The 21422-nt window shown below is 71.9% G+C and carries 17 protein-coding genes and 3 tRNA genes; 12 read left to right on the plus strand and 8 right to left on the minus strand.

Going from position 1 to position 21422, the window contains the following annotated elements:
- Positions 1-184 precede the first annotated feature (184 nt).
- Both hemE and murJ read left to right on the plus strand, forming a co-directional pair.
- Positions 185-1147 (plus strand): uroporphyrinogen decarboxylase, encoded by a 963-nt coding sequence (gene hemE / locus FBY41_RS15495; protein ID WP_375869890.1) that lies wholly within the window; start codon positions 185-187, stop codon positions 1145-1147.
- The gene (murJ, locus tag FBY41_RS15500) at positions 1144-2826 is read left to right on the plus strand and encodes a murein biosynthesis integral membrane protein MurJ (protein ID WP_260439827.1); all 1683 of its coding nucleotides are present in this window, start codon (positions 1144-1146) and stop codon (positions 2824-2826) included. The genes hemE and murJ overlap by 4 nt, the downstream gene beginning before the upstream one ends.
- On the opposite strand, the gene FBY41_RS15505 is transcribed toward murJ, so the two are convergent.
- The 3 genes from FBY41_RS15505 to FBY41_RS15515 all read right to left on the minus strand — a co-directional run bounded on the left by FBY41_RS15505 (position 2827) and on the right by FBY41_RS15515 (position 8878).
- Positions 2827-6504, minus strand: coding sequence for a CHAT domain-containing protein (locus FBY41_RS15505; RefSeq protein ID WP_141845214.1), 3678 nt, complete (start codon positions 6502-6504; stop codon positions 2827-2829).
- 45 nt (positions 6505-6549) lie between these two features.
- The gene (locus FBY41_RS15510; protein WP_141845215.1) at positions 6550-7938 is read right to left on the minus strand and encodes a DUF4349 domain-containing protein; all 1389 of its coding nucleotides are present in this window, start codon (positions 7936-7938) and stop codon (positions 6550-6552) included.
- 148 nt (positions 7939-8086) lie between these two features.
- Positions 8087-8878, minus strand: a complete 792-nt coding sequence (locus tag FBY41_RS15515; protein WP_141845216.1) for a DedA family protein — start codon at positions 8876-8878, stop codon at positions 8087-8089.
- Positions 8879-8943: 65 nt separating this feature from the next.
- Here FBY41_RS15515 and hemG point away from each other — a divergent pair, with 65 nt between their 5' ends.
- Both hemG and hemQ read left to right on the plus strand, forming a co-directional pair.
- Positions 8944-10323: a protoporphyrinogen oxidase gene (hemG, locus tag FBY41_RS15520; protein ID WP_141845217.1), complete on the plus strand. Its 1380-nt coding sequence runs from the start codon at positions 8944-8946 to the stop codon at positions 10321-10323.
- A gap of 34 nt (positions 10324-10357) precedes the next feature.
- Positions 10358-11059, plus strand: a complete 702-nt coding sequence (hemQ, locus tag FBY41_RS15525) for a hydrogen peroxide-dependent heme synthase (protein ID WP_141845218.1) — start codon at positions 10358-10360, stop codon at positions 11057-11059.
- Between the two features lie 33 nt (positions 11060-11092).
- Here the strand turns inward: hemQ and FBY41_RS15530 are convergent, their stop codons facing one another.
- Positions 11093-11473, minus strand: coding sequence for a DUF1707 SHOCT-like domain-containing protein (locus FBY41_RS15530; protein WP_141845219.1), 381 nt, complete (start codon positions 11471-11473; stop codon positions 11093-11095).
- A gap of 29 nt (positions 11474-11502) precedes the next feature.
- Positions 11503-11955, minus strand: coding sequence for a peptide-methionine (R)-S-oxide reductase MsrB (msrB, locus tag FBY41_RS15535; protein ID WP_141845220.1), 453 nt, complete (start codon positions 11953-11955; stop codon positions 11503-11505).
- 136 nt (positions 11956-12091) lie between these two features.
- Between msrB and FBY41_RS15540 the strand changes: the two genes are divergently transcribed.
- Positions 12092-13264, plus strand: a complete 1173-nt coding sequence (locus FBY41_RS15540; protein WP_141845221.1) for an alpha/beta hydrolase family protein — start codon at positions 12092-12094, stop codon at positions 13262-13264.
- A gap of 3 nt (positions 13265-13267) precedes the next feature.
- Here the strand turns inward: FBY41_RS15540 and FBY41_RS15545 are convergent, their stop codons facing one another.
- On the minus strand, positions 13268-14020 hold the full coding sequence (locus FBY41_RS15545; protein WP_141845222.1) for a dihydrofolate reductase family protein: 753 nt from the start codon (positions 14018-14020) through the stop codon (positions 13268-13270).
- Positions 14021-14097: 77 nt separating this feature from the next.
- On the opposite strand from FBY41_RS15545, the gene FBY41_RS15550 reads away from it, so the two are divergent.
- Positions 14098-15057: a polyphosphate kinase 2 family protein gene (locus tag FBY41_RS15550; protein WP_141845223.1), complete on the plus strand. Its 960-nt coding sequence runs from the start codon at positions 14098-14100 to the stop codon at positions 15055-15057.
- Between the two features lie 22 nt (positions 15058-15079).
- Here FBY41_RS15550 and FBY41_RS15555 read toward each other — a convergent pair whose 3' ends face one another.
- Complete coding sequence (locus FBY41_RS15555) at positions 15080-16720, minus strand: acyl-CoA dehydrogenase family protein (protein ID WP_141845224.1); 1641 nt, start codon at positions 16718-16720, stop codon at positions 15080-15082.
- A 91-nt stretch (positions 16721-16811) separates the two neighbouring features.
- On the opposite strand from FBY41_RS15555, the gene FBY41_RS15560 reads away from it, so the two are divergent.
- The 4 genes from FBY41_RS15560 to FBY41_RS15575 all read left to right on the plus strand — a co-directional run bounded on the left by FBY41_RS15560 (position 16812) and on the right by FBY41_RS15575 (position 18275).
- Complete coding sequence (locus tag FBY41_RS15560) at positions 16812-17888, plus strand: YihY/virulence factor BrkB family protein (protein ID WP_141845225.1); 1077 nt, start codon at positions 16812-16814, stop codon at positions 17886-17888.
- 112 nt (positions 17889-18000) lie between these two features.
- Positions 18001-18073, plus strand: a tRNA-Gly gene (locus FBY41_RS15565).
- A 29-nt stretch (positions 18074-18102) separates the two neighbouring features.
- Positions 18103-18173: transfer RNA gene (locus tag FBY41_RS15570), tRNA-Cys, on the plus strand.
- A 27-nt stretch (positions 18174-18200) separates the two neighbouring features.
- Positions 18201-18275 (plus strand) — tRNA-Val (locus tag FBY41_RS15575).
- A 941-nt stretch (positions 18276-19216) separates the two neighbouring features.
- Here the strand turns inward: FBY41_RS15575 and FBY41_RS15580 are convergent.
- A complete protein-coding gene (locus FBY41_RS15580) occupies positions 19217-19495 on the minus strand; it encodes a helix-turn-helix domain-containing protein (RefSeq protein WP_260439828.1) in 279 nt (92 codons plus the stop codon).
- 367 nt (positions 19496-19862) lie between these two features.
- Between FBY41_RS15580 and FBY41_RS15585 the strand changes: the two genes are divergently transcribed.
- Positions 19863-20450: a hypothetical protein gene (locus tag FBY41_RS15585; protein WP_141845226.1), complete on the plus strand. Its 588-nt coding sequence runs from the start codon at positions 19863-19865 to the stop codon at positions 20448-20450.
- Between the two features lie 269 nt (positions 20451-20719).
- Entirely contained in the window at positions 20720-21346 is a 627-nt protein-coding gene (locus FBY41_RS15590; RefSeq protein ID WP_185749100.1) for a PKD domain-containing protein, read from the plus strand.
- Positions 21347-21422 lie beyond the last annotated feature (76 nt).

The raw sequence follows: 21422 nt of genomic DNA on the forward strand, positions 1-21422 counted from the left end.
CGGGCGCCATCTGTCCCGAGGGCGCGCCGGGCGCGTGGCTGGGCGCGTGACGGGCCGAGTGGCCGCACCGTGGCAGGATTGACCGGTGCCGACCCCCGTCCAGACCACCACCCGACCCACCCGTACGAGCGACCTCGTGCGGGCTGCGCGCCGTGAGCCGGTGGACCGCACGCCGGTCTGGTTCATGCGGCAGGCAGGGCGTTCGCTGCCGGAGTACCGCGCGATCCGCGAGGGCATCCCCATGCTCGAGTCGTGCATGCGACCCGACCTCGTCACCGAGATCACGCTGCAGCCGGTGCGCCGGCACGACGTCGACGCCGCCATCTTCTTCAGTGACATCGTCGTGCCGCTCAAGGCGATCGGCGTCGACCTCGACATCGTGCCGGGTGTCGGGCCCGTCGTCGCCCGGCCCATCCGGCAGTGGAGCGACCTCGACCAGCTTCCCCCGCTCACGCCCGAGCACGTCCCCTTCATCACCGAGGCCGTGGGCATGCTCGTCGCCGAGCTCGGTGAGACCCCGCTCATCGGCTTTGCCGGCGCCCCCTTCACCCTCGCCTCCTACCTCGTCGAGGGCGGCCCGTCGAAGAACCACGTGCGCACCAAGGCGCTCATGCACGGCGACCCGGAGCTCTGGGACGCCCTCTGCGCCCGGCTCGCCCAGATCTCGGGCGCGTTCCTGCGCGTCCAGGCCGAGGCGGGCGCGAGCGCGGTGCAGCTCTTCGACTCCTGGGCGGGCGCCCTGTCGCGGGCCGACTACGCCGCCCGGGCGATGCCGCACTCGGCCGTCGCGCTGGCCGCGGTCGCGGACCTCGACGTGCCCCGCATCCACTTCGGCGTCGGCACGGGCGAGCTGCTCCAGCTCATGGGCGAGGCGGGCGCCGAGGTCGTCGGGGTCGACTACCGCACGTCGCTCACCGATGCGGTCGACCGGCTCGGTCCGGGGTATGCCGTGCAGGGCAACCTCGACCCGGCGCTGCTCTTCGCACCCTGGGACGCGCTCGAGCGCCGGGTGCGCGAGATCGTCGAGGAGGGCCGTCACGCGCCCGGACACATCTTCAACCTCGGGCACGGCGTGCTGCCTGAGGTCGACCCCGACGTGCTGACGCGCGTCACCGCACTCGTCCACGAGTGCTCGAGCCGCCGATGACGTTGGCCACCGCACCCTCCGTCGCCCGCTCGAGCCTCACGATGTTCGGCGGGTCCGTCGCATCGCGCGTGCTCGGAGTGGTGCGCAACGGCCTCATCACCGCGATCATCGGCGCCTCCTTCGCCGGCGACGCCTTCTCGCTCGCCAACACCCTGCCCAACGTGCTCTACGTGCTCGCGGCGGGCGGCATCCTCAACGCCGTGCTGATCCCGTCGCTCGCGCGGGCCATGAAGCTCGAGGACGGCGGACAGGAGTTCACCGACCGCGTCATCACGGTGGCGCTGACGGGCATGGCCCTCATCACCCTCGCCGTGATGGCCGGGGCGAGCGGCTTCGTGTGGCTGCTCGCGCGCAACTCCTCGCCGGAGTTTAAGGACCTCGCCCTCGCCTTCTCGCTCATCTGCCTGCCGCAGATCTTCTTCTACGGGCTCTTCGCCCTGCTCGGCCAGATCCTCAACGCCCGAGGTCGCTTCGGGGCGTTCGCGTGGGCCCCGTTCCTCGCCAACGTCGTGGCGGTCGCGGGGCTGCTCCTGTTCATCGTGCTCTTCCCGAACCGCGCTCGCGGCGAGGCGGTGCCGGCGCCGCGCACCCCCGAGGAGTGGACCGGCCCGATGATCTGGCTCTTCGCCGGCTCGGCGACGCTGTCGGTCATCGTCCAGGCACTCTCGCTCGTGCCGGCGCTGCGCCGCACCGGCTTCCACTACCGGCCCCGCTGGGGCATCCGTGGCGTGGGGCTCGGCGGGGTCAGCCGGCTCGCGATGTGGGCCTTCTACGGCCTCGCGATCTCGCAGCTCGGCTTCTTCATCAGCCAGGGAGCGCTCAACAACGCCACCGCGTCGGGCGAGCAGCTCGGTCTCGAGGACATCGTGCGCGGTCCGGCCGCCTACGCCGTCGCCTTCACGCTCTTCATGCTGCCGCACGCCTTCGTGACCGTCTCGATCATCACCGCGCTCTTCCCCCGCTTCTCGGCGGCCGCAGCCTCGGGTGACGACGCCTCGCTCAAGCGCGACTTCCGCACCGGCCTCACGATGCCGCTCGTCGCCAACGTGCCGATCATGGCGTTCGTCATGGTGCTCGCCGGGCCCATCGTGGCCCTGCTCAACCCCGGGCTCGACCCGCGGTCGGTCCAGGTGTCGGCATCGGTGCTCGTCATCATGATCCTGGGCCTCGTGCCCTTCGGCATCGACCTGCTCTGCTACCGGATGTTCTTCGCGCTCGAGGACGGTCGACCCACGGTGGCCATGCAGGTGCTGCTCACCGGCATCAGCCTCCTTGCCGGCCTCTTCACGCTCTACGTCAACCCGGTCTGGGCCATCGGCGTCATGGCGTTCGGCCAGACCATCGGAAACGTCGCCAGCTCGGGTGCGGGGCTGATGCTGCTGCGGCGTCGCATCGGCGCGCTCGGCCTCTCGAGCGTCGTCGTGACGGCATCGCGCATCGGGATCGCCGCTGCCGTCGCCGGGCTCGTCGCGTGGGGCGCGACGACCGTGCTCGAGCCCATCCTCGGCGGCACGATCACCGGCTCGTCGACGATCCTCCAGCGGATGTTCGCCGCGAGCTTCGAGATCGGGCTCGTCGGGCTCGTCTTCGTGGTCATCTACGTCGGCCTCGCCCACGCCCTGCACGTGCGTGAGATCCGCGACCTCTCGGCGATGGTGCGCCAGCGCCTCGTCCGCTAGCTACCCGCCGACGAGCGCGAACGCGGCCCAGTGCCGCGGGTGGGCGTAGCCGACCGGTCCACGCGCCGGTTCCCGCGACGACCCCACGGGAGTGACGCGACGCTGCGCCACTGCCGTCGCATCGACGCCCGGGCGGGTCGAGACCTCCTCGCTCAGCCTGCCGTATGCCGTCCGGGCCGCGGCGCTGTCGAGTCCGCGCAGCCACTGCTGCGCATCGTGCAGGGCGGTTGCCGGGTCGGCGCCCGCGAGGAGGCGCTCGTAGAAACGACCCATGAGCAGGGCGGAGGACCGGTCGTCCACCGCCCACAGGGTGACGACGACGGCCCCGGCCCCCGACGAGAGCACGGCCCTCGCGAGGCCGAGCAGCTCGTCGCCCCCGGCCGGACCACCCTCGCCCGAGTGGCAGGCACTGAGCACCACGAGGCGCGCACGGAGCGTGAGCCCGGCGATCTCGCCCGCCTCGAGCGCCGCCCCGTCCGCGAGGAGCACGCACGAGGCCTGCGGGTTGTCGCGGTCGAGCAGTCCGTGGGTCGCGAGGTGCACGACGGGTGCGGCGCCGAGCCCGGCGCGTACGGCGTCCTCGGTCGCCTCGGGTCCGAGCAGCAGGTGCGCATCGGGCAGGGTGGCGGCGACGTGGGCGGCTTCGACGCGTGCGCCGGGGAGCGGGGACGCCGGCGCGCTCAGCCCCGAGACGGGGTCGGTCAGGCTCATCGCCTCGGGGTCGCCCACGACGAGCGCGCCCTCCCACGACGTCGGGTCCGGACCGGCGGCGGACGCGCCGGTGAGGGTGACGAGGCTCGCGCTGGGCAGGTAGCGCACGACGTGGCGGTCACCGAGGGGCGCGCCGTCCAAGGGGAGCGCGTGGAACGGCATACCGGTGGTGGGGCCCGAGGCGACGACGACGACCTCACGAGCGGCCCGCAGCGCGTCGGCGACCGGCACGAGCAGCTGCTCGGCGAGCGCCTCCGCATCGGTCGTGGACGGCAGTCCGTCGGCGCAGGCGGCGCGGAAGCGGCTCGCGGCACCGGCGAGTGACCACACGTCACGCGCGTGATGGGTGGCGAGGACCCCTGCCGGACCGATGACCCAGACGAGCACCTCTCCGGCCGCCACGAGCAGTTGGAGCAGCACGGCGTCGGGGGCGAGGGAGGCAGCGACGTCCTCGACGGACACCGGCGCTGCGGCGGGGTTCACCGTGCGCCAGTGGTCGGGGTCGAGACCCGCGAGCTGCTCCTGGGCCGAGCGGGCTGCGCGCTGGGCCTCGTCGCGTTCGGCGCGCAGCCGGGCCAGCGCGTCGGGACCTGCGTCCGCCGCGATGGCGAAGAGCAGGCGGCGGCTGGCGATCTCGAGGTCGGCATTCGCGCCCCGCCACGTGGCCACCGCGTCATCCTCGTCGGCGTCGGCGTCGGCGTCGGCTCCGGCGGCGGCACTGTCGGGCGGGTCGCCGTCGGCCACCGGCTTCCGGCGACGGGCCGTGCCACGGGAGACGAGGTCGACGAGGGCTCGGGCCTGGCCGCGCATCGCGAGCTCGGCGGCCTCGGCGGGCCGTCCGTCGTCGAGGGCCACCCTGGCGGCGGTGCGCACGAGATCGGCGACGACGACCTGGCTGCTGACGGCCGTGCGCAGCTCGTCGTCGGAGATGGTGCTGCGGCGCAGGTCTGCCGCGCGCAGCCCCGCGAGCAGCTCGACCGAGGCGGCTGCCCGGTCACCCTGCCCTTCCTTGAGCAGCCCGGCCGCGAGTCGCGCCTCGACCTCGTCGGCGATGCCGGACCACCACGGCGCGTCACGCGCCGACGCCTCGAGGTCCGCGAGCAGGGGCGCGGCGCGATCGGGGTCGCGCAGCCGGACGAGGGCCGAGAAGCCCTGCAGGAGGATCCTCCGGCGCTGGAGCTCGAGCATCGAGGCGATGACCTCGGCCGGCAGGCTCGACAGCGCCCCACCGGCCCCGTCACCGTGGCCGATGCCGAGGTCGCCTGCGGCGTTCGCCGCGAGCTGCGCCTGCACCGACGCGGCCATGACGTCCGCGGCCGCGGCGTGCTCGTGCCGGCTCGCCAGGACGGCGAGCAGGGCTCCGGGGTTGGTCGTCGTCGCCACTCCGAGCGCCTTGTCGAGGAGCCGTGACGCCCCTTCCTCGTCGCCCTCCTCGCTGCGGCGCTCTCCTTCATAGGCGAGGGCGACCGCGTCGGTGCCCGCCTGCGGCAGCTGTGCGCCCAGCGCTGCGACAACGGACGGCTCCGAGTAGTAGCGCTGCGCGACAGCATGCATCTGCGCACCGTCCCGGTCGACGACGGCGATGCCGTAGAGCTGTAGCAGCAGGAGGCCGAGCTCGGTGCTGAGGGCCGACGTGGCGGCCTCGGACGTTGCGCCGGCCACGGAGGAGATGGCCTCCTCGATGAGGAGGCGGGCGCGGCGGGTGGAGCCCACGGACGCGAGCACCTGGGCGCGGTCGATCGTGCACCGGGTGAGGTGCTCGGTGAGGCCCGCTGGACGAGCGAGCGCCTCAGAGAGGTCGAGGGCTGCGAGGGCCGGCTCCGCGGCAACTGCCGAGACCCGCCACAGGCGGCTCACGCGCGAGCAGAGCTGGGCGAGCCCGAGCACCGTTGCCGCCCCCACGCGCTGGGCGGCACCGGTCGCGGTGTCGGTGGCCAGGGCGGTGTCCGCGGGCAGGCGACCGGCGGCGAGTCGGGCGAGGCAGAGGTGCGCCGCCGCCACGGCGCGGCCGGCAGGGTCTCCGGCCGTGCGGTAGGCGGCAAGGCTCGCCTCCGCCTGCTCGACGGCACCCACGGCGTCACCCGTGGCCACTCGCAGCCACGTCCGGCGGAGCGCGAGGCGCGCCGTCCACGTCGGGCCGACGAGCAGCGCGGCGGCACGGTCCCACGCCTGCGCTGCCGCACCGAGGTCGAGCCCTACCGCTCCCTCACGATCCTCGAGCCCGCCGATGCTGCCGTCCTGCCCGATGACCGGTTGGAACGAGCAGTTCCACGCCGCAGGGCTGCTCAACGGCGCCGCGGCCCAGTCACCACGCAGCAGCTCGACGTAACCCTGCACCTCGCGGTCGGCTGCCACCGACTCCACCGAGCGTGCGGCTGCCATGGCCTGCTCCCACCGGGCCGCCCGACGGTCGATGTCGGCCAGCCACAGGCGTGCGATCTGACCCGTCCGCGGGTCGATGGCCTCGGCCGAGGCGACGAGCGAGGCGCCGGCGGCGGCGACCCGATCGAGCACGGCAAGGCTGGTCTCACCGGCCCAGGGGTTGTTGGGGGGCAGCATCGCCTGCCACTGGAGGAGCCCGGGCACCTCGAGGGCGGCGAGCTCGCAGAGCGTGCGCACCGGCGGCGTCGCGAGCGACATGGCGCGCAGCGTCGGCTCGAGGTCGGCGTCGACCTCACCGACCGACCCCGCGAGCTGCACCATCTGCCGGGCGCCGCCGTCCGGCAGCCCGACGAGGGCCAGCAGCCGTGACAACCGGGCGAACGCCGCCGCCACCGCGGCCTCGTCTGCGGCCTCGTCGGCCGAGCCACCGACCCCGAGTGGCCTCGCCGGGTCGGTCAGCGCCCGGGTCGCTGCGTGCCGGTCACCCGCTGACAGCTGGCGCAGCGGCGCCTCCAGCCCGGGCGCGACGCGGACGGCAGCCCGCACGAGCTCGTCGACCATGACGTCGATCGGGTGACCTGGCATGCGTCCTCGCTCTGTCGGGTCCTGCTCCCCTCGAGGATAGGGGCCTCAGTCGGTCGACGACGGTGTTGTCGCTGAAGGGGCTGGCGACGGTGTCGAAGCAGGCGCGGTCGGGCTCGACGCCGCCACAGGGCTCATGACGGGAGCCGTCGCGGTGGCTGTGCGGCGACGCCTGCGCACGACGCGGAGGGCGATGAGCGCGCCGAGGCCGATGAGCAGCAGCCAGGGCAGCAGCACCGCGAGGCCGGTGAGGATGACGGTGAGCGAGCTCAGCAGGGCCTCCCACGCGCCGCGCAGCCCACCGACGACGCCGGAGCCCTCGTCGACCACTGCTGCAGCAGCCGGGGTCCACATCGCGACGGTGACCTGCGACATCGTCGTGCGCTTCTCGAGGTCGGCGAGCTGCTGGGTGAGCGCGTCCAGATCGGACTGGCGCCGGGTCAGCTCGCCCTCGAGGACGAGCAGCTGCTGGAGGTCGGTGGCCTTGGCCATGAGGGCGCGCACCCGCTCGATGCTGTCGCGAGCCGGTCCGATCCGCGCCTGCGTGTCGATGTAGGTCGCGGTGACGTCCTCGGCCTGGGCGGAGCGGTAGGACACGGTGCCGAGCGCCGACAGCTGGGTGAGCACGGCGTCGAGCTTCTCGGCCGGGACGCTGAGGGTCAGCCGCGCCTGGTTCAGCCCCACCGGTGGCCACGTGCCCGCGGACCCGGAGCTTCCGACGCCGCCGACGTCAGTCGTCGGTATGCCGTCCGGGCCGGTCCCCGAGGCGCCCTTCGCGGAGCCGACGGGGTCGAGGGCCGTCACGACGTCCTCGCTGAGCACGGTGCCCCCGGCGCCCGAGGCGATGATCCGGGCCCGGCCCGCCGAGGTGGCGAGGTCGGTCACCTGCAGGCCGATCCACGCGGTGCGGACGATCTTCGTCGCGTCGAGGGCGGCGGCGGCCTCCGGTGACAGCAGCGGTCCGCCGGCCGCCTTCGAGGAGTCGCTCGACGCCTGCGGGGAAGCGGCCGTGCCACTGCCCGCTGCCGACCCTGCCGACCCTGCAGACCCGGCGGATCCGGCAGATCCCGAGGCTCCGGGCGCCTCCGACAAGCCCGACGAGCCTGCCGATCCGGCTGCTCCGCTCGCGTCGCGCTGAACCTGAGCCGGCGCCCCGCCGGCGACCGATGCCTCTGAGCCCGAGCCACCCCCGGTCGACAGCCGGGCCAGACCGATCGGGACGGCGAGCGCGATCACGGCCAGCGCGACGAGCGTGATCGCGAGGGCCCGACCGTGCTTGCCGCTGAAGGACCGTCGCCGGTCGAGCCACGACGGTCCCCTCCGTGGCGGGCGCGCCCCCGGGCCGCCCTCGCCGGTTGTCCGGGAGCTCTGCGGTGAGGTCGGCGTCGAGCTGTGCTGCGCGCCCGTCGTCGCGCCGGGGCTGGTCGTGATCGTCATCGGAGTGCCTCTCGCGGGGGCGGTGGGCCCTGCTGTCACACCGCTCTGACCGTGAGACACCTGGCAGCGCGGGAACGTTGCACCGTGCGACCACCGCACCCTGCTCGACGACGGCACGCGTCCCGGTGGCCGCGCACCGTGGTGCGGGTCAGTCGGGGAGCTGCTCCGGCATCAGCGCGGACCGCCGTCGGTGCTCGTGCTCGTGCTCGAGCGGATGCTGGTGCCCGTGCTCTCGCTGCTCGGCCGCCGCATTGGGCTGGCCGGGCGTGGTTGCTGAGGCGGTTCTCGACCCGTGGCGCACCCGGCGCACGACCAACCACGCCACCAGCCCGACGACAGCGGCGACGACGATCCAGTTGAGCCAACCGGAGTACTGGTCGACGAGGTCGTAGCGAGACCCCAGCAGCCAGCCGAGGCCGATGAGCACGCCGTTCCACAGGGCACTGCCGGCGATGGTGAAGACGCTGAAGCGCGCCAGCGGCATGTGCTCGGCGCCCGCCGGCAGCGACACGAGGCTGCGCACCCCGGGAACGAGCCGGGCCCCGAACACCGAGCTTCGCCCGTGCCGGCGGAACCACGCCGACGAGCGCTCGAAGTCCTGCCGGTCGACGAGCGGCAGCCTCGCCAGCAGGGTGACGGCCCGCTCGTGCCCGAGCCGCCGCCCGAGGCCGTAGAGCGCGAGCGCACCGAGGTAGGAGCCGATGGTGCTCGTGACGAGCAGCAGCCACAGCTCCATCTGCCCCTGACGGGCGATGAATCCGGAGAGGGGCAGGACGACCTCGCTGGGCAGGGGAGGCACGACGGTCTCGACGAAGGTCAGCGCGCCGACGCCCCACTCCCCGAGGGCGGTGATGACTCGAGTCGCGACGCCCACGAGGCCCGAGAGCTCGGCCTGGGCCAGTGCAGCGGGGGTGAGCAGGAGCATCGTGCCGGAGGTCATGGGAGTGTCATTCCCCGTTCCGCCCCGCTCCTCACGCCCGTGGGAGGCAGTGACAGAGTGGGGCCATGCGCAGGAAGGTCGCCGTCATAGGTGGGGGGATCGCCGGACTGGCGGCCGCGTGGGAGCTCGCCGGGCACGAGGCCGACGTCTCCGTGACAGTCTACGAGGGCAGCGACCGGGTCGGCGGCAAGCTGCGACTCGAGCAGGTCGGTGGAGCCCTCGTCGACGTCGGCGCGGAGTCCGTCCTCGCCCGCCGACCGGAGGCGCTCACGCTCTTCGAGGAGATCGGTGTCGACGGCCGCACCACCTACCCAGCTGCCGTCGGGGCGACGATCGTCGCCGGTGGCCGGCGCTGGCCGATGCCGTCGGGCACCGTCATGGGCGTGCCCTCCGACCCCGAGTCGGTGCGGGGCCTGCTGACCGACGCCGAGGTGCACCGGCTCCGCGACGAGCCGCTGGCCCCCCTCGTCACCGACGACGTCTCCGTCGGCGACTTCGTCGACGCCCGGCTCGGGCCCGCCGTCACCGACAAGCTCGTCGAGCCGCTCCTTGCCGGGGTGTATGCCGGCCACGCCCGACGCATCTCGCTCGACATGGCCGTCCCGGCTCTGCGCCGCGCTGCCCACGACGGGCGCTCGCTGCTCGAGGTCGCCCGCGAGGCCCAGCTCGCGGCCCGGTCGGCGCCGACCGCGGTCCTTCCCGTCTTCGCGACGCTCGTCGGAGGTCTCGGCACCCTGCCGCCGGCGCTCGAGGCAGCCCTGGTCGACGCCGGGGTCGAGGTGCGCACCCGGGCCGTCGTCCGCGAGCTCCGGCCCGACGGCGACGGCTGGGTCGTCGCGACCGGTCCCACGACCGACGTGGTCCACGAGCGACACGACGCCGTCGTCGTCGCCGTCCCCGCCCACCCCACCGCACGCCTGCTCACCGATGTCGCGCCGACGGCGGCGGCTCGGCTGGCCGCCGTCGACTACGCCTCGATGGCGATCATCACGCTCGCGGTCGACGGTCGCCCCGAGGCGCTCACCGGCACGAGCGGCTTCCTCGTGCCACCCGTCGAGGGGCTGACGATCAAGGCCGCGACGTTCAGCACGTCGAAGTGGCCCTGGCTCGCCGACGCGCACCCGGACCGCACCTGGCTGCGCGCCTCGATCGGCCGCCACGGCGAGGAGGCCTCGCTCCAGCACGACGACGCCGCGCTCGTCGAGACCGCCCTCACCGACCTTCGGGCCGTGCTCGGCGAGCTGCCCGACCCGATCGACGCCCACGTGCAGCGCTGGGGCGGGGGACTGCCGCAGTATGCCGTCGGTCATCGTCGCGTCGTCGAGGTCGCCCGGCGCGACCTGCCGCCGACGATCACCCTGGCCGGGGCGGCATACGACGGTGTGGGGATCCCTGCCTGCATCGCGTCGGGACGCGCGGCCGCACGAGCGCTGCTCACCCCCTGAGCCCGCGGTCAGGAGCGGTTGTCATGATGGGTTCATGAGCGATCGACTGACCCCGGCACAGATGCGTGAGATCAACGAGACCATCCGCTACTCGATGTGGTCCGTCTTCGCCTCGGCGACCCCGCTGGGTGAGGACCGCGACAAGGCACTCTCCGAGCTCGAGGCGTTCCTCGCCGAGATCGCCGAGCAGGGAGTCGTCGTGCGCGGCCTCTACGACGTGGCCGGGCTGAGAGGCGATGCCGACGTCATGATCTGGTGGCACGCGGCCACCATCGAGCAGCTCCAGTCGGCCTACCACGGCTTCCTGCGCACGGAGGTCGGCCAGCACCTCGAGCCGGTCTGGAGCAACGCTGCGCTACACCGTCCGGCCGAGTTCAACAAGAGCCACATCCCCGCGTTCATGGCCGACGAGAACGCCCGCCGCTACGTCTGCGTCTACCCCTTCGTCCGCTCCTACGAGTGGTACCTCCTCGACGAGAAGGAGCGCCGCGACCTGCTGCGCGAGCACGGGCAGATGGCGCGCGACTACCCCGACGTGCGGGCCAACACCATCGCGTCCTTCGCGCTCGGCGACTATGAGTGGCTGCTCGCCTTCGAGGCCGACGAGCTCCACCGCATCGTCGACCTCATGCGCGAGCTGCGCGCCTCGGGGGCTCGCCGGCACGTGCGCGAGGAGATCCCCTTCTTCACCGGGCCGCTCGTCGACCCCGCCCACCTCGTCGCGAACCTGCGCTGAGGGCAGCCGGAGCCTCGGCGACCGCGCCTCGGCTCAGCTGTCGAGGTTCTTCGCGATGATGACGATCGCGGGGATGAGCAGCAGCGCAAGCCACGACCGTGTCAGCGCGAAGGCGGCGATGCCGATGAACGGGGCGAGAGCACTGAGGGTCGAGCTGAGCCGGCGGTGAGAGGACGCGGCACGCTTGGCCGGCAGGTTGCGCCGAGCCGGGTCGGCCTCGAAGCGGGGCTGCGGCTCGGGCAGGTCGGCGAAGAGGGCCGTGATGTCGGCGCGAGTCACCGCGTCGCGAGCGCGCCCCCGCCGGTCCTCGTACTCGAACGCGTCGAGCCGCCCTGCGGCATGGTGCACCTCGAGGGCCGCGAGCGCGTCGTCGCGCTCGCGGGTCCCGATGCGGATGTCGCCGTCGCCGCTCATGCTCCCAATCTAGGCGAGTAACCGCCTGCTCACGCTGAGGCGCACGGATCGCTCGGCTCGTCGGGCTGCAGGCGCAGCGAGATCGAGTTGATGCAGTAGCGCTGGTCGGTGGGCGTGTCGTAGCCCTCGCCCTCGAAGACGTGGCCCAGGTGGCTGCCGCAGGTCGCGCAGCGCACCTCGACACGCTTCATCCCGAAGGTGCGGTCCTCGATGTACTCGACCGTGTCGCCGGCGAGGGGGGAGTAGAACGACGGCCAGCCGCAGTGCGACTCGAACTTCGTGTCGCTGCGGAAGAGCTCGGCCCCGCACGCGCGGCACGCGTAGACGCCCTGGGTCTTGGTGTCGGTGTACTCACCCCGGAAGGCGGGCTCGGTGCCGGCCTGACGCAGGACCTTGAACTCGGCCGGGGTCAGGGACTCGCGCCACTCCTGCTCACTGCGCTGGACGGCATACGGCTTGCTGGAGGTCGTCTTGTCGCTCATGTCCGGACCAACGCCACGGGGCCCGACTTTGTGCCCGTCATGCCCCTCGAGCCCTCAGGGGGGGTGCGGGCGGCCCCGGCTCGCCGCGGTGGGCACCTGCGCCGGTGCGGGCGCGGTGTTTGCGACGATGGGGCCCGTGCAGTGGCGAAGGGTGGTCTCGCGTCCCGCGCTCGTCGCCGCGGCGGTGGGCAGCGGGTCCGCCGTGGGCGCCGCCGCCGGCTCGGTGGCGGCTGCGGCGTACTTCGCCCGTCGGGTGCTGACCCCCGACGAGCTCCAGCCCGACAACGTCATGATCCTCGACCACGACGCCGACTCGGTGACCTTCAGGGCCACGCTCGACACGACCGGGCCGGGTCGCTACGGCGTGTGGCTCTCCGGCGGCCTCGGCCACGCCCGCGTCGGCGAGGTGCTCCTGCAGGACCCGATGACGGTCACTCGCGAGCTCATCGCGGTCGACCGGGGCGAGCTCGCTCCCGGCCCGGCCCGCTGGAACCAGTACTACTACTGGGACCGCCCGTCGGTGAGCCTCGGCCTGCCCGAGGAGGACGTCAGCGTGCTCTCCGACGTCGGTGGGCTCCCGGGCTGGGTCGTGCGGCCCGAGCCGGCCGTGCCTGCCACGGGCGACTGGGCGGTGCTCGTGCACGGCCGCGGCGCCCGCAAGGAGGAGACGCTCCGGGCCGTCCCCGTGCTCCGTCGGGCGGGCTGGACGAGCCTCGTCGCGGCCTACCGCAACGACCGCGACGCCCCTCCGGGCCCCGACGGGCGCTACAACCTCGGCCTCTCGGAGTGGCGCGACATCGAGGCGGCGATGGGGTATGCCGTGTCGCACGGTGCGCGCCGCATCGTCCTCATGGGGTGGTCGATGGGCGGCGCCGTCGTGCTCCAGGCTCTCGACCGGTCACCGCTCGCCGAGCGGGTCGTCGGGGTGTGTCTCGACTCGGCGGTGCTCGACTGGGGTGTCGTGCTGCGGCACCACGCCCACGTGCACCGGGTGCCGGGCCCGCTCGCGCGCATGGCCACCGACCTCATGGGCTCACGCGGTAGCCGTCGGCTCGTCGGGGTCCACGAGCCGCTCGACGTCGCGCGCACCGACTGGGTGGCCCGGGCCGACGAGCTGACCCGGCCGATGCTCGTCATCGCCTCCGACGGAGACGACTTCGTGCCGATCGGGCCGGCCGTCGCGATCGCCGGCCGGCGGCCCGACCTCGTGCGGTTCGAGCGGTGGCAGGTGGCGCGGCACTGCCGGGAGTGGAACGAGGACTCCGTGCGGTGGGAGCGGGCTGTGGCCGACTTCCTCGCATCGGTGTGACCCTCAGCGGCGCGTGAGCCACCGGCCGAGGAGCGTGCCGTCCTGCTCGAGAAGGGCGTGCAGGTCGAGGTCGACGGCGACCTCGGGACCGCTGAGGGTGCGGGGGTGGTCACCGCCGACGAGGGTCGGTGCCAGGGTGAGGCAGAGCTCGTCGAGCAGGCCCTGCCCCACGAGCGTCGACAGCCAGGAGGGGCCACCCTCGGTGAGCAGGCGCGTCCAGCCGCGGCGAGCCAGGGCCTCGACGAGCTGAGAGGGGTCGACGCGCTCGTCGCCGCAGACGATGACGTGCTGCTCGCCGAGGCTCGACCGGGCCTTCTCGAGACCCGGCGCTGACGCGGCGGTGGCCAGCAGAACCGAGCCGTCGTCGACGCCGTCGAGCCGTGGTGGCACCTGGCCGCGGTTGCTGACGGCGACGAGGGGCAGGCTGGGCGGAAGGCCGTCGCCCTGCCGCAGGCCGCGCCAGCGATCGTCGACCGAGATCGGCGAATACCCTTCGTCGCGAAGGGTGCCCGCGCCCACGACCACCGCATGGCTCTGGGCGCGCAGCAGCTCGAAGACGACGTGGTCGGCGTCCGTGTTGATGCCCCCCGAGCGGCCGTCGGCCCCCGTCGCGGACCCGTCGAGCGAGCAGACCATGTTGGCGCGGAGCCAGGGCACGCGCGGAGGTGCGTAGACGGCATACAGGGCCGCGTCGCCGAGGGCGTCGAGGTCGGCAGGCGCGGCGACGGCGGGAGACCCTGAGACGAGCAGGCGCATCGGCTCAGTATGCCGTCCGCGAGGTCGGGCGCGGCGGATCCCCTTCCGGGGTGGTGGCGTCCGGCAGGATGACCCCCATGGGCAAGGGCAAGAAGGACAAGAAGAAGAAGCAGAAGGACACCTCGGGCAAGGGCGAGCAGAAGGCGGCCAAGAAGGCCGCCAAGGTCTCCGAGGCGCGCGAGGAGGTCAGCGACGACGGCGCGCGTCTCGGCGGCTTCTCCGACGCGCTCCGCGTCGGCAAGGGCTTCTCGCTCGTCGACGTCGACACCGGGTCGACCCCGGCCTTCGACGGTGACGAGGACGACGGCGAGGCGGCCCTCGAGGCAGGCCACGCCGAGCTGTCGGACCTCATGGAGCGGCTCTTCGCCGAGTCGACGGCGGGCTCGAAGCGGGCGCTGCTGCTCGTCGTGCAGGGCATGGACACCTCCGGCAAGGGCGGCCTCATGCGGCACGTCATCTCCGTCAACCCGCAGAGCGTCCGAGCCACGGCCTTCAAGCAGCCGACCCCCGAAGAGCTCGCCCACGACTTCCTCTGGCGCGTCGAGAAGGCGCTGCCCGCGGCGGGCCAGCTCGGGGTCTTCGACCGCTCGCACTACGAGGACGTGCTCGTCGTCCGCGTGCACGACATCGTGCCGCCCGAGGTGTGGCAGAAGCGCTACGCGCAGATCAACGCCTTCGAGCGGCGGGTCGACCGGTCGGGCACCACGATCATCAAGGTCATGACGCACATCTCCAAGGAGGAGCAGCGCGAACGCCTGCTCGAGCGGCTCGACCGGCCGGACAAGTACTACAAGTACAACCCCGGCGACGTCGACGAGCGCAGCCACTGGCTCGACTACATGGAGGCCTACCAGGTCGTTCTCGACAAGACGTCCACGGTCGTCGCGCCCTGGCACGTCGTGCCCGCCGACCACAAGTGGTACGCCCGGCTCGCCGTGCAGCAGCTCCTCCTCGAGGCGCTGCGGTCGATGAACCTCACGTGGCCGCCGGCCGACTTCGACATCGAGGTGGAGAAGAAGCGGCTCGCCGAGAGCTGAGGCACGGTCACGCTGCCTGACGTCAGCCGGCGCGCTCGATGAGGGCGCCGGCAGACGCCGCGAGGTCGACGTCGAGCGAGCCGAAGGTGTGGCCCCGTCGGTCGGCGATGCGGCTCGCCACGAACGCGTCGGCAACAGCGGCAGGGGAGTGCTCGACGAGGAGGCTCGCCTGGAGGGCGAGAGCCAGCTTCTCGACGACCGAGCGGGCGACGAAGGCGGCCTCCGGCGACGCCGGATCGAGCGAGCGGGCCTGTGCGACAGCCGAATCCATGTGGCGGTCGAGATCGACGCTACGCCCGCGCACGCGATGCAGCTCCTTGGTGAGGGCTTCGAGCGTCGCCGGCTCGCGGGAGACTGCGCGCAGGACGTCGAGGGCGTTGACGTTGCCCGAGCCCTCCCAGATGGAGTTGAGCGGCGCCTCCCGGTAGAGCCGGGCAAGCCCGTTCTCCTCGACGTAGCCGTTGCCCCCGAGGCACTCGAGCGCCTCGGCGACCATCGGCGCCGTGCGCTTGCAGACCCAGAACTTGCCGAGTGCGACGCCGAGGCGGGCCAAGTCGCTCTCACCGGTGTCGAAGGCGTGGGCGAGGCGCAGGCCGAGCACCGTCGCGGCCTCCGCCTCGAGGGCGAGGTCGGCGAGCACGTTGCGCATGAGCGGCTGGTCGACGAGGAGCGCCCCGAAGGCCGAGCGGTGGCGCGCGTGGTGAACGGCCCTGGCGACCGCGTCGCGCATCGTCGCCGCCGAGCCGAGCACGCAGTCCAGCCGGGTGGCGCTCACCATGTCGATGATGGTGCGCACGCCGCGGCCCTCGTCACCGAGGCGCACGCCCCAGGTGCCATCGAGCTCGACCTCGCTCGACGCGTTGGAGTGGTTGCCGAGCTTGTCCTTGAGGCGTTGCAGGGCAAAGGCGTTGCGGCTGCCGTCGCCGAGCGCGCGCGGCACGACGAAGCAGGTGAGACCGCCGGGAGCCTGCGCGAGGACGAGGAAGACATCGCTCATCGGCGCGGAGCAGAACCACTTGTGGCCGGTGAGGCGATAGGTCTCGCCGTCGACGGGTCCGCCGGGGGTGGGCACCGCGCGGGTCGTGTTGGCCCGCACGTCGGAACCGCCCTGCTTCTCGGTCATGCCCATGCCGGCGAGGGCGCCCGTCTTGGTGCCGACCGGCCGGATGCCGGGCTCGTAGGTGCGGCTCGCGAGGGCGGGGAGCCAGCGGTCGCGCTGCTGCGGATGGTGCCGGAGAGCCGAGCCGGCGGCATACGTCATCGAGACGGGGCACCCGTGGCCCGCCTCGACCCGCGACCACACGACGAAACCCGTGGCGCGGCGCACGTGGGCGCCGGTGCCCGGGGGAGCCGTCCACGGGCCGGCGGTGAGGCCCGCTCCGACGGCCTGAGTGAGCAGCCAGTGCCACGACGGGTGGAACTCCACCTCGTCGATGCGGTTGCCGCGGCTGTCGAAGGTGCGCAGGACCGGCGGGTGGGCATCGGCGAGCCTGCCGTGCTCCTGGGCCTCCTCCGAGCCGGCAAGGCGACCGAGCGGCCGCAGCTGCTCGGTGGCTCCGTCGCCGCCCCAGCGCTCCAGCGCCTCGGCGAGCGCGGGGTCGTCGGCGAGCAGGTCGCGGCCGGCGAAGGGGGGCACCTGGTTGGTCACCTCGTGTGTGCTCACCCTCCCGAGCCTAGGTGCGGGCCCGGTTGGCGTGACCTGCCTCCCCGTGTCGCGCCGGTCACCCGGTCGGGCCCCACTAGCCTCGGGGCTGATGACTGTGCGTGAGAGGTTTCAGGCCGCCCTGGAGCGGGTCCCGGGCGGCATGACGGCGGCCCGCCTCACGCTGCGCACGGTCGACGTCTGCCTCGACTACCGGGTCACCGGGCTCGCTGCCGAGGCGGCGTTCTTCATGCTGCTCTCGCTGCCGCCGCTCGTGCTCGGCCTCTTCGGCGGTCTCGGCTACGTCAGCGCGTGGATCGGCCCCGACGCCGTGGCGCGCGTCGTCGCCGAGATCCAGACGTATGCCGCGCAGTTCCTCACCGAGGCCAGCATCACCGAGCTGCTCGTGCCGACCGTGCAGGACGTCCTCTCGCGGGGCCGCCCCGAGCTCGTGTCGGTCGGCTTCCTGCTGTCGCTCTGGTCGGGGTCGCGGGCGCTCAACGTCTTCATCGACACTGTGTCGATCATGTACGGGCAGAAGGACGTTCGCGGGATCATCCAGCTGCGCGCGCTGTCGCTGTCGCTCTACACCGTGGGCACGGTCGCCGGGATCGTCCTGCTGCCGATCGTCCTGCTCGGCCCCAGCATCATCAGCGCGTGGCTGCCGCCGCAGCTCGACTTCCTGCGCTACCTCTACTGGCCGGCGGTCCTCGTCGTCAGCGTCCTGGCCCTGACGTCGCTCTACCACGTGTCGACACCGCGACGCGGGCCGTGGGTGCGCGACATCCCCGGTGCGGTGCTCGCGATGACGATCTGGCTGGCGGCCTCCTACGTCGTCCGCGTGTCGCTCGAGGCCTCGCTCGGCGGGTCGACCATCTACGGACCCCTCAGCGCGCCGATCGTCCTGCTCATCTGGCTCTACGCGCTCGCCATCGCGATCCTCATCGGGTCGGGGCTCAACGCGGCGACGCGGACGATTTGGCCGGTCGTCCTCAGCGACGGGGCCAGCAGCGCCGTGCACTGGCACCCGTGGAGCGAGAGGGCAGTGCTCCAGGTCGCCATCGAGGACGAGCTCGCCGACGCCGAGCGGCAGCTGGGCGAGCACGGAGGGCAGGGGAGTGAGGGGCGCTCGGGTGACGCGCCGCAGACCGGCGAGGCCGCCCTGCGCAGCCACCGTCAGGACGACTGACCGCCGGTGCGCCGGCGCATCGTCGGGGCGTGGGGGCCGTTTTGTATGTCGCAGATCGATCCGCTAATGTCTACCAAGCACGCAGCGGGGAAGTTACACCGCTGGTGTTCCCGCGGACGTAGCTCAGTTGGTAGAGCGCAACCTTGCCAAGGTTGAGGTCGCCGGTTCGAGCCCGGTCGTCCGCTCGGAGGCAATAGTTCCACTTGCCTTCCACGGTGGAGTGGCCGAGAGGCGAGGCAGCGGCCTGCAAAGCCGCGTACACGGGTTCAAATCCCGTCTCCACCTCGGTACAGCACCACACAGCAACACCCAGGGCGATTGGCGCAGTGGTAGCGCGCTTCCTTGACACGGAAGAGGTCACTGGTTCAAACCCAGTATCGCCCACCACCGGAATATGGCCCCTGACCAGCGGAAACGCCGGTTGGGGGCCTTCCATTTTCCCCCTACGTGGACCAGACGTGGACCACCCCGAGCCTGAAGATGTACGTGGTCCGACGCCGAATCTCGCTCGACGAGTCCTGTCACCGACGTCGTGGACCACGGGTCCCGACATCGGGCGGGACTCTTGGGCTCCCGCTCGGGTCTCCCAAGCCGATCTCGACACACGTCGATGCAAACCCGCACGGCGGTCCCGCCGCTATGCATGTCCTCTGCCGAGCTCGTCGGGGGACTCGGCCGCCGACTCAGGGACCGTGCCAGTTCCCGTGACTGACCTGCGTGCGAGCTCACTCCGACGCCGGCGGATGTACCGGCTGGCGCAGGACCGTGTGCAGAACTTTCGCCGGCGCGCCATGTGGAACGGGCAGAACTCCGCGCCGCACTCTGCGCAGGTGACGACGATGACGACACGCCGACTCGCTTGTGGCGTCTGCAGACCGGACAGCGAAGCTACTGCCCCTGCAGGGGAGAGGGGCATCCCGCGAGCGAGCCGTGCAGCGGTGGCTCTCTTGGGATCACGGGCAGCGATGAGACCTGTCCGTGTGGACATTTGGGCGGTGCCGCGAGTGGCGAGCTTTTCGCGCACTCCTGCGGCTACGAGCCCTTTGGAGCGGCGGAGGCCGTGCTCGAGCTTGTACTGCCGCGCGTGCATGCCGTGAGCCTTGAATGCGTGGAGGCCGAGGTGTGGGCCTCGCCAGCCGCAGATGTGGCATAGGAGTCCATCGGCGTCCTCGTCGAGGACGCCGAACAGGCCGTGCCCGTCCGGCTCTCCCACCTGGGTCGGGTCACCTGTGTCGTCGTAAGGGGCCACCCGACTGATCATGCCGCTACGAAGCCGGAGGGGCAGGTCGGAGTCCCCGGGCAAGTGGATTCCCTCGCTGGGTGGAGGATCAGCGGGAAGCGTGTGGCGCCCGCATGGACTCCGGTCCTGCAGACATGGTCGGCAGGCGCACCATCATCTGGTCGACGTCGTACGGGTCGACTCGAAGGACGCGGGGGCCGCTGCGGTAGGCGGCGAGCACGCCGCTGGCGATGCGCCGTCGAATCGTCTTCGTGCTCAAGCCTGTGCGCTCGGCTGCTTCGGCGAGTGACTCGAACTCGCGGCGGTTCTTCTGGTTCATGGTGACCTCCCAGTCTCCAAAGCCGTGGCACGAGGTCTGGGCGATCACCTCGGATCCGTCGCCTCCTCGACGAGGCGATGTCATCGACACGGTCCATGGCTCCCAAGGTGGCCGCTGGGTGATGCGGTCCTGCAACCCCTTCCGCGATGTGCTGGTCTGGGAGGTCTTGAACTGCGTGATGACCGTAGGTGTGGTGCCATGGACTGGCATGAGGTGCAAAACGGGCGAATCCCCAGGCCGGGGACGGTTGCAGGTAGTTATCCACAGGTAGCCGCCTGGTCTGCTCATGGGCGCAAACCCGCCATATCGTGAAAACGCCTACCCGACGCTGATCGCCAGGCGCAGGTGGGCGGGCTTTATCTTTTGAGACCCGGGGAGAGACGACATGACTCGAGCATCTAGGCGAGGCCGCGGGGTGGCCGTTGCCGCCATCGCCCTGGCTGCGCTGGCTGCGTGCACCGGTGCGTCCACTCCGTCGACGCCTTCTACTTCCGGAACGGCGAGCGTGTCGGCTTCAACTTCCAGCTCACCGACGCCAACGACGAAGAGCCCCGCGCAGATCGCCGAGGCAGATGCCCGGGGGATGGTGTCGAGGTACTACAGGGACTCGGTGCAAGGCCTGTACGACCCAGCCAAGACCAACCCCTCGTTCTTCGAGGCGTCGTCAATCGGCTCGGCTCTGGTCGACAATGTGAATGCCCTAAACGCTGCCAAGGCGCAGAAGGCGAGGTTAACGGGGGAGACCAAGCTGAAGTCGGTCCAGCACGTAGACACTGACCTTGCCAAGGATCTGAAGGCTTCGCCCCCCACAGTCCCGGTGGTGACTTTCCTCGTCTGCTACGACGTCACCGGCGTCAACGTCCTGGATAGATCTGGAAAGTCGATAGTCCCAACCAGCCGGAAGGCTACCGGCCTGCGGCTTCTCGGCGTCGTGAACTACGAGTACCCGAGCCCCGACGGCTGGCGGGTGGCGTACGTCCAACCGAAGGCGGACAAATGCTAAGCAGCCGTAGTCTACTCGCGGGCGCGCTCGTCCTAGGCTCCCTCGCCGTCGCGGCTCCCGCCGTGGCAGACGCGCCGGCATGCAAGAAGTTCAACGACAACGGCCTTTGCATTCTTTGGGCAAGCGGGGTCGGAGTCCCCGGCGTGTCACCCGGGGGGAGTGGGGGCGGCGTGCCCTCGGATGGAACCCCCGCCAAGGCCAACTCAGGCGCTGGCTCTTCGGGCAAGGCCACCAATCTGCTCAGCGTCAACGGGGTTGCTTGCCTCTTTATGGGCGCCCTCGTGCCTACGCCCCCCAAGAGCGACGCTGTTTGGGGTGGCCACAACGACGGGGCGATCTATCAGTGTCTCGTCGCGGGCAGCGATGTCAATGGTGATCGGGTGCTGCTGTTCTGGGCTGGCGGTCCGCCTCCGGCTGCGCCGCCGCCGGACCCGCGTGTCTTGGCGCGTCAGGCCGTGACGGCGATGCAGCTGAAGGCCGTCACCATCGGTATTGTCCCTGAGCCGCGGCCGGGCAGTGTCGGGATCATCGGGCTTCCGACGTGGATGTGGGTGGACGGCCCGGCGGAGAACACCTGGGGGCCGATCACGCGTACCGCGTCAGCGGGTGGCTTCACGGTCCGTGCGACGGCGAAGGTCAAGAAGATCGTGTGGGACATGGGCGACGGGACGCAGGTCGTGTGTCTCACTAAGGGGACGCCGTACGCGGACTCCTTTGGGAGACAGTCCAGCCCGGACTGCGGCCACACCTACACCCGCCAGGGCTCGTATGCCGTCACGGCGACGAGCTACTGGAGCGTGACCTGGACCGGGGTCGGGGAGAGCGGCGTCATCCCGCTGGACCTGTCCCGCACGACGAACATCACCATGGGCGAGGCCCAAGTCATCAACCGGTAACACTCTCGACAGGGGAACGCAGATGGCCGGGACAACAGCACGTACGGGCAGCACCGACGTTGTCCGACAGAATGGA

Origin of the sequence: Humibacillus xanthopallidus, assembly GCF_006716675.1 — a bacterium.
Classification (GTDB): domain Bacteria; phylum Actinomycetota; class Actinomycetes; order Actinomycetales; family Dermatophilaceae; genus Humibacillus; species Humibacillus xanthopallidus_B.

Excerpts from the sequence above, each read along its gene's own strand:
- hemE (WP_375869890.1), top strand. The coding sequence starts at position 185 with ATGCGGCAGGCAGGGCGTTCGCTGCCGGAGTACCGCGCGATCCGCGAG.
- murJ (WP_260439827.1), top strand. The coding sequence starts at position 1,144 with ATGACGTTGGCCACCGCACCCTCCGTCGCCCGCTCGAGCCTCACGATG.
- FBY41_RS15505 (WP_141845214.1), bottom strand. The coding sequence starts at position 6,504 with ATGCCAGGTCACCCGATCGACGTCATGGTCGACGAGCTCGTGCGGGCT.
- FBY41_RS15510 (WP_141845215.1), bottom strand. The coding sequence starts at position 7,938 with ATGACGATCACGACCAGCCCCGGCGCGACGACGGGCGCGCAGCACAGC.
- FBY41_RS15515 (WP_141845216.1), bottom strand. The coding sequence starts at position 8,878 with ATGACCTCCGGCACGATGCTCCTGCTCACCCCCGCTGCACTGGCCCAG.
- hemG (WP_141845217.1), top strand. The coding sequence starts at position 8,944 with ATGCGCAGGAAGGTCGCCGTCATAGGTGGGGGGATCGCCGGACTGGCG.
- hemQ (WP_141845218.1), top strand. The coding sequence starts at position 10,358 with ATGAGCGATCGACTGACCCCGGCACAGATGCGTGAGATCAACGAGACC.
- FBY41_RS15530 (WP_141845219.1), bottom strand. The coding sequence starts at position 11,473 with ATGAGCGGCGACGGCGACATCCGCATCGGGACCCGCGAGCGCGACGAC.
- msrB (WP_141845220.1), bottom strand. The coding sequence starts at position 11,955 with ATGAGCGACAAGACGACCTCCAGCAAGCCGTATGCCGTCCAGCGCAGT.
- FBY41_RS15545 (WP_141845222.1), bottom strand. The coding sequence starts at position 14,020 with ATGCGCCTGCTCGTCTCAGGGTCTCCCGCCGTCGCCGCGCCTGCCGAC.
- FBY41_RS15550 (WP_141845223.1), top strand. The coding sequence starts at position 14,098 with ATGGGCAAGGGCAAGAAGGACAAGAAGAAGAAGCAGAAGGACACCTCG.
- FBY41_RS15560 (WP_141845225.1), top strand. The coding sequence starts at position 16,812 with ATGACTGTGCGTGAGAGGTTTCAGGCCGCCCTGGAGCGGGTCCCGGGC.
- FBY41_RS15590 (WP_185749100.1), top strand. The coding sequence starts at position 20,720 with ATGGGCGCCCTCGTGCCTACGCCCCCCAAGAGCGACGCTGTTTGGGGT.